The organism is Pseudomonas endophytica (assembly GCF_001411475.1).
GTDB classification, from domain to species: domain Bacteria; phylum Pseudomonadota; class Gammaproteobacteria; order Pseudomonadales; family Pseudomonadaceae; genus Aquipseudomonas; species Aquipseudomonas endophytica.
Genome location: NZ_LLWH01000179.1, coordinates 23,224 through 34,286, shown reverse-complemented (window position 1 = coordinate 34,286; position 11,063 = coordinate 23,224). Strand labels below are relative to the sequence as shown.

The 11,063-nt window shown below is 56.0% G+C and carries 8 protein-coding genes and 1 pseudogene; 6 read left to right on the top strand and 3 right to left on the bottom strand.

Features of this window, described 5'->3' with window-relative positions; translation table 11 throughout:
- The first annotated feature begins 110 nt into the window (after window positions 1–110).
- The 5 genes and pseudogenes from AQS70_RS14990 (at window position 111) to AQS70_RS14970 (ending at window position 5,831) form a co-directional block, all read left to right on the top strand.
- A pseudogene (locus AQS70_RS14990) lies at window positions 111–721 on the top strand (TSUP family transporter).
- A 171-nt stretch (window positions 722–892) separates the two neighbouring features.
- Window positions 893–1,477, top strand: a complete 585-nt coding sequence (mdaB, locus tag AQS70_RS14985) for an NADPH:quinone oxidoreductase MdaB (RefSeq protein ID WP_055103554.1) — start codon at window positions 893–895, stop codon at window positions 1,475–1,477.
- Window positions 1,478–1,534: 57 nt separating this feature from the next.
- Complete coding sequence (locus AQS70_RS14980; protein ID WP_055103553.1) at window positions 1,535–2,446, top strand: LysR family transcriptional regulator; 912 nt, start codon at window positions 1,535–1,537, stop codon at window positions 2,444–2,446.
- Window positions 2,447–2,552: 106 nt separating this feature from the next.
- The gene (gene ggt, locus AQS70_RS14975) at window positions 2,553–4,220 is read left to right on the top strand and encodes a gamma-glutamyltransferase (RefSeq protein ID WP_055103552.1); all 1,668 of its coding nucleotides are present in this window, start codon (window positions 2,553–2,555) and stop codon (window positions 4,218–4,220) included.
- A gap of 165 nt (window positions 4,221–4,385) precedes the next feature.
- Window positions 4,386–5,831, top strand: a complete 1,446-nt coding sequence (locus tag AQS70_RS14970) for a SulP family inorganic anion transporter (RefSeq protein ID WP_055103551.1) — start codon at window positions 4,386–4,388, stop codon at window positions 5,829–5,831.
- Between the two features lie 92 nt (window positions 5,832–5,923).
- Here AQS70_RS14970 and AQS70_RS14965 read toward each other — a convergent pair whose 3' ends face one another.
- Complete coding sequence (locus tag AQS70_RS14965) at window positions 5,924–7,846, bottom strand: HAMP domain-containing methyl-accepting chemotaxis protein (protein WP_055103550.1); 1,923 nt, start codon at window positions 7,844–7,846, stop codon at window positions 5,924–5,926.
- A 340-nt stretch (window positions 7,847–8,186) separates the two neighbouring features.
- Between AQS70_RS14965 and pmrG the strand changes: the two genes are divergently transcribed.
- A complete protein-coding gene (gene pmrG, locus AQS70_RS14960) occupies window positions 8,187–8,906 on the top strand; it encodes a lipopolysaccharide core heptose(II)-phosphate phosphatase PmrG (RefSeq protein WP_055103549.1) in 720 nt (239 codons plus the stop codon).
- 79 nt (window positions 8,907–8,985) lie between these two features.
- On the opposite strand, the gene AQS70_RS14955 is transcribed toward pmrG, so the two are convergent.
- Entirely contained in the window at window positions 8,986–9,492 is a 507-nt protein-coding gene (locus AQS70_RS14955) for a hypothetical protein (protein ID WP_055103548.1), read from the bottom strand.
- Between the two features lie 90 nt (window positions 9,493–9,582).
- Entirely contained in the window at window positions 9,583–11,049 is a 1,467-nt protein-coding gene (locus AQS70_RS14950; RefSeq protein WP_055103547.1) for an ArnT family glycosyltransferase, read from the bottom strand.
- Between the last annotated feature and the right edge of the window lie 14 nt (window positions 11,050–11,063).

The window sequence follows — 11,063 nt, the reverse complement described above, 5'->3', positions numbered from 1 at the left end:
GTTCGGCAGCTTCTACGGGGGGGGGGGTAGCTAGAGCCTATTGCTAAACAAGAGGCTAGCTCTGTGTATGACGCATTTTCAACCTCGTCTTCATCCCCCAACATAGGCCTATGAAAACATTAATTGAGTTCTACCAACACCTCGGTTGGGCCTTGTCATTACTGGTGATGATGACCTTTCTGCTGGCGGGAACGGTCAAAGGGGTGATTGGCTTGGGTTTGCCTACCGTTGCTATGGGCCTGTTGGGGCTGGCTATTGCCCCTGCGCAGGCTGCGGCGTTGCTGATCATGCCTTCCATCGTCACCAATACTTGGCAATTGGCGACAGGCGGACAGCTGCGAGCGCTAATGGTCCGTCTTTGGCCTATGCAGCTAGGGATCTTTCTGGGCACCGGCATGGGCATGGTATGGCTCAGCATTGAAGGCGGCGGTTGGGTTGTACGCGCCTTGGGCGCTGCACTCTTACTTTACGCCTTGAGCGGATTGTTCTTACCCACGTTGCGCATCGCTCCGTCTACCGAGCGCTGGCTAGGCCCGATCTGTGGCGTGGTCACGGGCGTCATCACCTCGTCCATAATGCCTCGCTGCTGGCGCTGTTACCCGCAATGCTGGGGATGTGGCTGGGCCAATGGTTGCGCCAGCGCATCAGCGCCACCTTGTTCAAACGGGTGTTTTTTATCGGCATGGCGTTGTTGGGTGCACATTTACTCATCGGTGGTTAAGACTTTGGTGCAACAATAAAGCGACTATTCGTGACTCCAAATCAAAAGCCATTTGCTTCAGTGCGGGTTTTTCCTAAAGGTTGGGTTCTATATCTTTACCCCACGATTAAACCTTTAAGACCCCCCGTGCCGCTCAACAGCGATGAGGGTTAACCCCTTACGAGGCTGCTCATGAAAAAGATTCTGTTGCTCAATGGTGCTAAAAAATTTGCCCACTCCGACGGTCGCTACAACCTGACGTTGCACGACACGGCGTTGGCCTTTTTTGATCGGCAGGGCTTTGACGTCAAAGTCACCCATATTGACGAAGGCTACGACGTGGCTGACGAGGTCGAAAAATTCCTGTGGGCTGACGTCATCGTTTATCAAATGCCGGGTTGGTGGATGGGCGCGCCATGGATTGTTAAAAAATACATCGACGAAGTATTTACCCAAGGTCACGGCACGCTTTACGCCAGTGACGGCCGCACCCGTTCCGATGCCTCGCAACGCTACGGCAGCGGTGGTCTGATTCAGGGTAAACACTACATGTTGTCACTGACTTGGAACGCTCCGCAGCAAGCATTTGACGACCCGGCGGACTTCTTTGAAGGTAAAGGTGTAGATGCGGTGTACTTCCCATTCCACAAAGCCCAGCAATTTTTGGGCATGACAGGCCTACCGACGTTCTTGTGCGTTGACGTCATGAAGCGTCCGCAGCCAGAAGCCGACGCGGCGCGTTACGAGCAACATTTGACTGAAGTCTTCGGCCAGTAATCACAACCTCGTGCCTCGTCAGCGACTACTATCAGTCGCTACTACTGAGGGCCATGCGTGAAAGCCAGATCTGATGAGCTGCAAATTTTTGTGTCGGTGATCGAGTGCGGCTCTATCTCCGCCGCCGCCGAACACGCTGGGCAAACGCCTTCAGCGGTCAGCCGCACGCTGTCACGGCTGGAGGCCAAGCTCGAAACCACACTGATTAACCGCACTACGCGGCGCATGGACCTGACCGAGGAAGGCAAGTTCTTCTTCGAGCAGGCCAAACTGATCCTCGAGCAAATGGATGCGCTTGAAGAGCGTCTGATCGCTCATCAGCGCATTCCGTCCGGGCGCTTGCGCATCAATGCCGCGTCGCCGTTTATGCTGCATGCCATCGTGCCGCACCTTCCCGAGTTCCGGGCGCTCTACCCTGACATTCAACTGGAACTGAACAGCAACGACTTAATCATCGACTTGCTTGAGCAAAGCACCGACCTCGCGATCCGCATCGGTACGTTAGCGGACTCCACGCTGCACGCCCGCTCATTGGGCTGTAGCCCATTGAACATTCTGGCCAGCCCCGACTACATCGCCCGGCACGGTAAGCCCAACAGCGTGGCCGATCTGGCCCAGCATACGTTGATCGGCTTTACCCAAAACGATGGCCTTAACCAATGGCCGCTGCGTTATGCACAGGGTGATCGCTGGCCGATTCAACCGGCCATTAGTGCATCCAGTGGCGAAACCGTTCGTCATTTGGCGCTGCAAGGGCAGGGCATTGCCTGCCTGTCGCACTTCATGACCCATGAAGACATCAGCGCCGGGCGCTTGCAGGTGCTGCTGGGTGAGTTCAATAGCGGTTATCGTCAGCCCATTAATGCGGTGTATTACCGCAACTCGCAGTTAGCGCTGCGCATTCAATGCTTTCTGGATTTTATTCAGACCAAACTCGCGAACTATGCGGCGTCGTACTTCAAGCACTGAGAGGCGACTGATTTAGAGGCCCGCATTTTTCCTTTTAGTGTTTGAAATTTTTTACAAAATCAGACACTGTTCGGCTAAGTTTGATAACAATAAAAGGAAGTATCGAATGCGTATTGTGTGGTTCAAAACCCTGGCCTTGACGGCTGCCATCGCGGCGAGCTCTTCGGCCTTTGCCGTCACTCTGGAAGGCGGCGCAGTGGCGGCACCGGATCAATACGGCGCAGAAGTCGCAGCACAAATCCTCAAAAAAGGCGGTAACGCAGTCGACGCTGCGGTCGCGACGGCCTTCACCTTGGCCGTGACCTACCCCGAAGCAGGCAACATCGGCGGCGGCGGTTTCATGACCCTGTTCATTGATGGCAAACCTTACTTCCTCGACTATCGCGAAACAGCGCCTAAAGCGGCCACCCGCGATATGTACCTTAACGACAAAGGCGAAATCATCGAAAACCTGAGCCTAGTCGGCTCGCGTGCGGCAGGTGTGCCGGGCACGGTGATGGGCTTGTGGGAAGCGCATCAGCGCTTCGGTAAGTTGCCATGGGCCGAGCTGATCACGCCGGCGGTGGGTTACGCGAAAAACGGCTTCAAAGTCGCTGACCAGCAATACCAGTACCGCGAAGACGCGTTGGCACTGTTTAACGGCACCACCAACTTTGGTGACTACTTTGGCACCATGAAGCCCGGTGAGACGTTCAAGCAGCCAGAACTGGCCAAGACCTTGGAGCGCATTGCCGATAAAGGCGCCAAAGAGTTTTATCACGGCGAAACGGCCGACCTTCTGGTCGCGCAAATGAAAAAAGACAAAGGTCTGATTACCAAAGAAGACCTCAACGACTACAAAGCCAACTGGCGTGAGCCGATGCGCGTCGACTTCCGTGGCAACACCCTCTACACCGCGCCGCTGCCAAGTTCTGGCGGTATTGCTTTGGCCCAACTGATCGGCATCAAAGAAGACCGCGCGGCGGACTTTAAAGGCGTCGAGTTGAACTCGGCCCCTTATATTCACCTGCTGGCCGAAATCGAGAAGCGCGTGTTTGCGGATCGCGCTGATTATTTGGGTGACCCGGACTTCGGCAAAATGCCGGTGGCTGAGCTGACGGATCCGGCGTACATCGCCAAGCGTGCGAAAGAGGTGAATCCGAAGGCGATTTCCGAAACAGCCAAGGTCAAGCCGGGCTTAGAGCCGCATCAGACCACGCACTTCTCCATCGTCGATAAAGACGGCAACGCGGTCAGCAACACCTACACCCTTAACTGGGATTACGGCAGCGGTGTTGTCGTTCAGGGCGCAGGCTTCTTGCTCAACGATGAAATGGACGACTTCAGTTCCAAGCCGGGGGTGGCTAACTCGTTTGGCGTGGTGGGCGGCAATGCCAACGCCATCGAACCGGGCAAGCGCATGTTGTCGTCAATGAGCCCAAGCTTGGTGACCCGCGATGGTAAGGTCACACTGGTGCTCGGTACGCCGGGTGGTTCGCGGATCTTCACCTCGATCTTTCAGGTGTTGAACAACATTTACGATTACGACCTGCCGCTGGAAAAAGCCGTGGCCGCACAGCGCGTGCATCACCAGTTGCTGCCTAAAGATACGATTTACTACGACGCTTACGCGCCGCTGACCGGCAAAGTCGCGGATGAGCTTAAGGCTATGGGTTACACCCTGGAAGATCAGGGCTGGAACATGGGCGACATCCAGGCCATCCGGGTTAACGGCACTGCGCTAGAAACCGCTTCCGATCCACGCGGTCGTGGCGTAGGCAAAGTCGTCAAATAACCCCGCAAAACCCGTAGGAGCTACCGCAGGCTGCGATCTTTTTTAATGTCAAAAGATCGCAGCCTTCGTGCCTCGGCAGCTCCTACGGAGGTTTTGCTTTCCTCGCAATTTGTTACCATCCGTTTCCTACATCTTCCCTTCGTTCGTCCCGTCTTTAGGTAAACCATGAAATTTTCACGTCTGCGCGCTGATGTCCTGGCCGGACTCACGACGTCATTTGCCCTGCTGCCCGAGTGCATTGCATTCGCGCTAGTGGCTCATCTCACCCCGCTGATGGGGCTGTATGGCGCGTTCATTATTTGCACCTTGACCGCGCTGTTCGGCGGTCGACCGGGCATGGTGTCCGGCGCCGCGGGCTCAATGGCCGTGGTGATCGTTGCTCTGGTGGTACAACACGGCGTGCAGTACTTATTGGCGACCGTGTTGTTGAGCGGGCTGATTATGTTGGCGTTTGGTGTGCTCAAACTCGGCAAGCTGGTGCGCATGGTGCCGCACCCAGTGATGCTCGGGTTTGTGAACGGGCTGGCCATTGTAATTGCCATGGCTCAGTTGGATCACTTCAAAAATGGCGACACGTGGCTCAGCGGCATGGCGCTCTACGTGATGATCGGGCTCGTGGCGTTGACCATGGCTATCGTTTATTTACTGCCACGGCTAACACGTGCCGCGCCGCCGGCCTTGGTAGCGATCTTGAGCGTAGGGCTGGCGGTGTATTTTCTGGGGTTGCCGACCCGGACGTTGGGTGACATGGCACACATTGCAGGCAGCTTGCCGACGTTTGCCTTGCCAGACATCCCGTGGAGCTTAGAAACCTTGGGCATCATCGCCCCTTACGCCGTCATCATGGCGGTGGTAGGGCTGCTTGAAACCTTGCTGACGTTGAACTTGACCGACGAAATTACCGAGTCACGGGGTTACCCAGATCGTGAGTGTGTGGCGCTCGGGGCCGCGAATATGGTGTCCGGCGCGTTCGGTGGCATGGGCGGTTGCGCGATGATCGGGCAAACCGTGGTCAACCTCAGCTCGGGCGGGCGCGGCCGACTGTCCGGGGTAACCGCCGGGGTCATGATTTTGCTGTTCGTGTTGTTTCTATCGCCGTTCATTGAGCGTATTCCGCTGGCGGCATTGGTCGGCGTGATGTTTGTGGTGTCACAACAAACCTTCGCTTGGGCCTCTTTGCGTGTGCTCAACAAAGTCCCGTTAAACGATGTTCTGGTGATTATTTCAGTCACCGTCATCACCGTGTTCACTGATTTAGCGGTTGCCGTGATGTGCGGGGTGATCATTGCCGCGCTCAATTTCGCGTGGCAACAGTCGCGCCAGCTCTATGCACAAACGCCTGTGCAGAGCGATGACAGCAAACTGTATCGGGTTCACGGCACGCTGTTTTTCGCGTCCACTACGGCGTTTCTCAAACTGTTTGACCCCGCCGATGACCCCGCAACGGTGACCCTGGATTGCAGCCATTTAAGCTTCGTCGATTACTCGGCCATTGCTGCGCTGGACACATTGCGTGAGCGTTACAGCAAGGCGGGCAAGCATTTGCGGGTTGTGCATGTGTCTGAGCGCTGCAAAAAACTGCTCAAACGTGCCCGCGTGCCTCATGCTTAACAGGCTGCTTGCGCAGAAGGTGCGGGCCGGATCGCAGCCTCGTGCTTGGGCCGCGACAACAAGAGCCCTTGTCGTCGCGGCCCAAGCGGCGGTTACACCTTGAAGTGGCTCACCATGGCTTGCAGTTGCCCGCCCAGCCGCGCCAGCTCAATGCTGGACTTGGCGGTTTCATCGCTCGCCGCTGCCGTTTGCTCTGACACGTCGCGTACGTTGAGGATGCTGCGGCTGATCTCTTCAGCCACGGCGCTTTGCTGCTCGGCCGCGGCGGCAATTTGCTGGTTCATTGACTGAATATTCGACACGGTGCGAGTAATGCCCTGCAACGAAGTACCGGCTTGGCGGGTCAGGTTCACGCTGCTGTCGGTCAAGCTGCGGCTGTTAGTCATGACTACAGCCACTTGCTGAGTGCCACTCTGAAGCGCCGCCACCAAGGTTTGGATTTCTTCGGTGGAGTTCTGAGTGCGCTGGGCCAAGGCGCGAACCTCATCGGCCACTACCGCAAAACCGCGTCCCGCATCACCGGCACGAGCCGCCTCAATCGCCGCGTTGAGCGCCAACAGATTAGTCTGATCGGCTACCGCCTTAATGACGTCCATCACGCTGCCGATTTTGTCGCTTTCTTGTTGCAACACCGCCATGGCTTGGGTCGAGCGACCGACTTCAACTGCCAAGCGCTCGATCTGATCAATCGCTTGATTGACCACGTTGTCGCCTTCACGGGCTTCTCCATCGGCGGCGGCGGCCGCTTGTGAAGCTTGTTCGGCATTGCGCGCCACTTCTTGCACGGTCGCGGTCATTTCATGCATGGCCGTGGCCACTTGATCGGTTTCGACCTTCTGGCTGTGAACCCCGGCGCTGGTTTGCTCAGTGACGGCAGACAACTCTTCGGCCGCACTGGCGATTTGGGTCACACCGTCACGGATCCCGCCGATCAATTCACGCAGGGTCGTGCCCATGCGTGCAATACCCTGTTGCAGTACGCCCAGATCATCTCGACGAGTGACCTGCACGTTATGGCTCAGATCGCCGCTGGCAATGCGTTCGACAACGTCCAAGGTTTCGCGCAACGGACGGGTGATTTGGCGAGTGATGATCACCGCAGCTGCGATGCCAAGCATTAGAACCAGCAAGGTGCTGATCAATTGCAGGCGGTTGGCGCTGGCGCTTTCGATGTCACGGCGCTCTAGCTGGATGTTGTACAGCTCAGTGCTGCGGCTGACGATGCCGTTACCGTCGACCGTCATGTCTGCGCGGCGATCAACCAGGTTTTTTTCAGTCTCGGTGAAAACCTTCAATGCCTGTGTGTAACCGCCCATTGCCTCACTCAGCGTGCTTAAAGTGTCAGCGGCGGTGGTGCTAAAAAAGGCATTCAGCCCGGCAAGGCTAGCGGTCGCGGTGGCCAGTTGGTTGAGCGCTGCTTGCTCGGTCGCTGCTGTAGGAGAGGCCGTATAGGCTCGGGCCAAGTCGCGCGCGAGCAAGAACTGCTCGCGTACTTTGATCACGGCCTGATACTGCTCGAAGCGACCTTCTTCGCCAGCAGGGCGTTGCAGTGTGCGGGCATCCAGCGTGGCAATTTCAGCGAGCACGGTCTTGGCGCTGCTGTCCATCAGCTCCCGCGACGTCGCGGATTCAAGGTAAGCCTTGCGCATTGCCATCAATGCGTTTTTGTAATGGTTGATGAGGTCGTGTTGTTCGTTGAGCAACTTGAGGTTTTCAGGACTCTTGAAGGTGTTCAGCAATTGTTTTTGCTGGGCTTCAAATGCGTCCAGATTGGTTTGCACATTTTGCGCGGCGGTTTCATCGCCTTTGGTCAGCATGTATTGCAAACGCGCGACCCGCAGGTTGGTGAGCGCGCTATTGAGTCGCGTGATATCGCTCATCCAGTTACTACGGTCAATCAGTGTGTCGAGGCTGAACCAATTGCCAATAGCCATCAGGCAGGTGAGGGCTAATACCAAGCCGAAGCCCAAGGCCAGTTTTAGGTTGACGCTGATGTTGCTCAGCCAACTGCTCATTTCAATCTCCAGGAACGGTGCACGCAGGATCTGTTATCGCTGGAGGGTTTTATTCTTTTGGCCCAGCAGAGTGTTTGTTATGCGCTGTATCGGCGGTGCCGGGCAGAGCTGAAACGCTTTTTTAGTACGCAATCAATAAGTGTCTGCTTAAAGGTTTTTTTCACATTCACTTCACCTACCTCCTACACCCAAATTTCTAGACTCCGTTCAGTTTTGAAAAAGGCTTGCTATGCAAAGCTGATTTCTTACAGACGGATCTGTTCACCCATTTATTGTCATCTTCGAGTTATAGGGTGGCGTCGAGTGTTGTTTACTGACTGCCATAGGGGCGTTCTACGTGATGTTGAGTCTTCGTTTAGCGGGTGCTAGGCGCGCACTACTGCGCAAAGCGCTGGGGCGTTATCGAAATACACTGGTGGTGATTGCGGCGACGGTTATCACCGTATTCATTACGCTTGAATTGCTGGCGCCTGCACCGGCCCCAAACTTAGCCTTGCCGAGCAATGCCAGCCGAGTGTTGGTGTTAAGTGAAAGCTGGGCGCAGGGCGATGTGATTGCCTTGGTCCGTCATGGTGAGCGTTGCGACCGTACATCGACGTTGTGCCTCGGGCCTGAAGACGGCATCACTGCACATGGCGAGTTGGTTTCCCAGGCTCTGGGCCAAGAATTTAGGCAGCTAGGGCTGGCCCATGCTGATATTTACAGCAGCTTGCTAACGCGCTCGCGCCAAACGGCGAAAGCCATGTTTATTCACCCGGTTAGCGCGCAAGACTGGGTGTTCAACTGTCGAGGCACGATGTTGAGTGATGTGCTAAAGCACAAAGTACCGGGCCGTAACTTGGTGTTGGTGACCCACAGCGAATGCATGGACGATTTAGAAAGTCAGATGCATGTGCCAACAGACACCACATTCAGTTATGGCGCCTCGCTGTTTATTAAGGCGGATGGCCATAGTGCTCAGCCACAAATGTTGGGCTATATCGACACCAAGGACTGGAACAGCATGATGCCCCCAAGCGTTTTATCCCTTGAGCACCGCTTCGAAGCCTCTCGGCTTTAACACACAGCGATGTAGGAGCGAGCTTGCTCGCGATCTTTTAAAGATCAACAGATCGTGAGCAAGCTCGCTTCTACACACGTCACTCACGATTTAGCAATCGGTTCCAGTCCTGTTTGACCGGCATTGGCTTGTCGGCGAGTTCACTAGCCACGGCCTGCTCTATGTCCGCGGCACTCAGCGCTTTCTCATCGAGCCACGGCCAAGTGGCGTCGGCGTCACGAAAGTTGAGCTGCTCGTTCAACTGCTGACAAGCGAGTGCGAGCAAATGCATCAGCCCCCATTGACTGGCGACGTACGGCTGTTTTGCGGCAGGGGCAGAGCTGAGCAGAGCCGCTACTGCGGGCACGTTGGTGCTTGGCGATAGATCGCTGCGCAGGTTCCATACAATCGCCCCGTTGTTCGAGGTGTCCTTGTTGGCCGTTGCCGGGTCTGAGCTGACCTCAACAGTCAGCTTCAGGTGTTGGTGCTCTAGCTGGTCAATTAAATAGCTGGCGAGGTCGGATTGGCATAGATAAGCAGTCGCCGTTTTGTAAGCCAGTTGAGCGTCGTAGTCGCTCAAGCTTTGGCTGGTAATACGGATGGTCATGGCAAGCTCCTTGGCTGGGTAACGTCCAGCACCTGAGCGTAGCCAATGTGTCGTAATCGGTCACGCCAAGTGAGGTTCTATTGCGCGGGATCAATCTTCTGACGTTGGCGCCAAGGTCACAAAGTAAAAGTGGTGACGGCCGACACTGACCGTGTCGAGTACTTGCAACGCCACGCCAGGCACATCGGTGGTGTCGGTGACGGCGATATGGTCGGGTGATGCCGCCAAAAACGCCTGCAACTCAGCGGCTGAATTCAGCGTGTGTTGCAACTGCTGGCTATAGAACACTACGGCACCGAGGCGTTCGTCAGGTTGCAACAGGGCGACCGATTTTCCTTGGGCTTGCAGGCTGATGACTTGGGCCGCGACGGGCTGGAAAGACTCACTGTGATCGGCACGCGGCGCCTTGACGGCGGCGGCAATCAAGTACGTGGTGACGACGCCGGCCAGCAGTGCGACAGCCAACCCACGATGATAGTCGCTCAGGAATTTGGCGATGGCGAACTGTTGGCTTTTAGTGCGCAGCCATTGCAAGACCACCCCCGCGTATTCTGCGGCGATAACGGCAGCAGCCGGGGTCAACGCCATCAGGTACACCGCGCGTTTACTTGAGGCGAGGTTGAGCAGCAGGTATTGCGCCAGTAGCCACACGCAAAAAAACAGCAGGTACGGGTTGTGGCGCAGTTGTTTGCGAAAGTGCCACAGCCCCAAGAACGTCAGCAGATTCCACGGCAGGAAACTCTCCGGCAGTTTGCGCAGGTAATAGTAGAAGGGTTCGTAATGGCCGGCTTCGACAAACGAACCGCTGAAACGGCCAATGCTGTTCCTGAGCAATACTTCACTGACTGCTTGCCCACCGCCGTGCTGATACAGCACACACAGCCAGATCAACAGAGGGATCAGCCCCATTAGGGTTAACAACGCAGGACGTAGCCAGTCACGCACGACCAAGCGTTTATTGATCAGGCTCTCGCACAGCAGAAAGGTAAAAATAACCACGCCCGGTAAGGCCAAACCGAACACGCCTTTAGTCAACGTCGCAATGGTGATCCCGCTGGTAAATAGCAAGCCACTGCCCAGCGTTAAGCGCGGCTGGCGGCTGGCCTGATAAAACGCCAACAACGTCATCGTCACGCCCAGCGTCAACAACGAGTCTTCACCGACTTGGCGCGCGTTCCCCCAAAAACTGCCCATGGTGGCCAGCATCGCTGCCGCGGTCCAAGCCATGGCTGTTGAACGGCCAAAGCGGCGCAGTTGAGTGAACAGCAACATAATGCTGCATAGCCCGGCAATAGCTGATGCCAGCCGCACGGCAAATAGGCTGCCGCCAGACAGGCCAATAGCCGTTGCATCCAGCCATAGGCTCAAAGGGGGTTTTTCAAGAAAAGGCTCATTGAGCAGCGAAGGGGTGACCCAGTCCTGACTCAAGTGCATTTGCATGGCAATCCCGGCCACTCGAGATTCGGTGGAGCCTTGCAGATGGTGATTTCCCAAGGCAAAAAACATCAACAAACAACCGAGCAGCAGTAACAGCAAAGCGGGACGAGTTAGACGCATGGGGTTACCAGGCA

Bases quoted from the DNA above. Each gene is read 5' to 3' on its own strand.
- pmrG (WP_055103549.1), top strand. From the start codon at position 8,187: ATGTTGAGTCTTCGTTTAGCGGGTGCTAGGCGCGCACTACTGCGCAAA.
- AQS70_RS14970 (WP_055103551.1), top strand. From the start codon at position 4,386: ATGAAATTTTCACGTCTGCGCGCTGATGTCCTGGCCGGACTCACGACG.
- AQS70_RS14950 (WP_055103547.1), bottom strand. From the start codon at position 11,049: ATGCGTCTAACTCGTCCCGCTTTGCTGTTACTGCTGCTCGGTTGTTTG.
- ggt (WP_055103552.1), top strand. From the start codon at position 2,553: ATGCGTATTGTGTGGTTCAAAACCCTGGCCTTGACGGCTGCCATCGCG.
- mdaB (WP_055103554.1), top strand. From the start codon at position 893: ATGAAAAAGATTCTGTTGCTCAATGGTGCTAAAAAATTTGCCCACTCC.
- AQS70_RS14965 (WP_055103550.1), bottom strand. From the start codon at position 7,846: ATGAGCAGTTGGCTGAGCAACATCAGCGTCAACCTAAAACTGGCCTTG.
- AQS70_RS14955 (WP_055103548.1), bottom strand. From the start codon at position 9,492: ATGACCATCCGTATTACCAGCCAAAGCTTGAGCGACTACGACGCTCAA.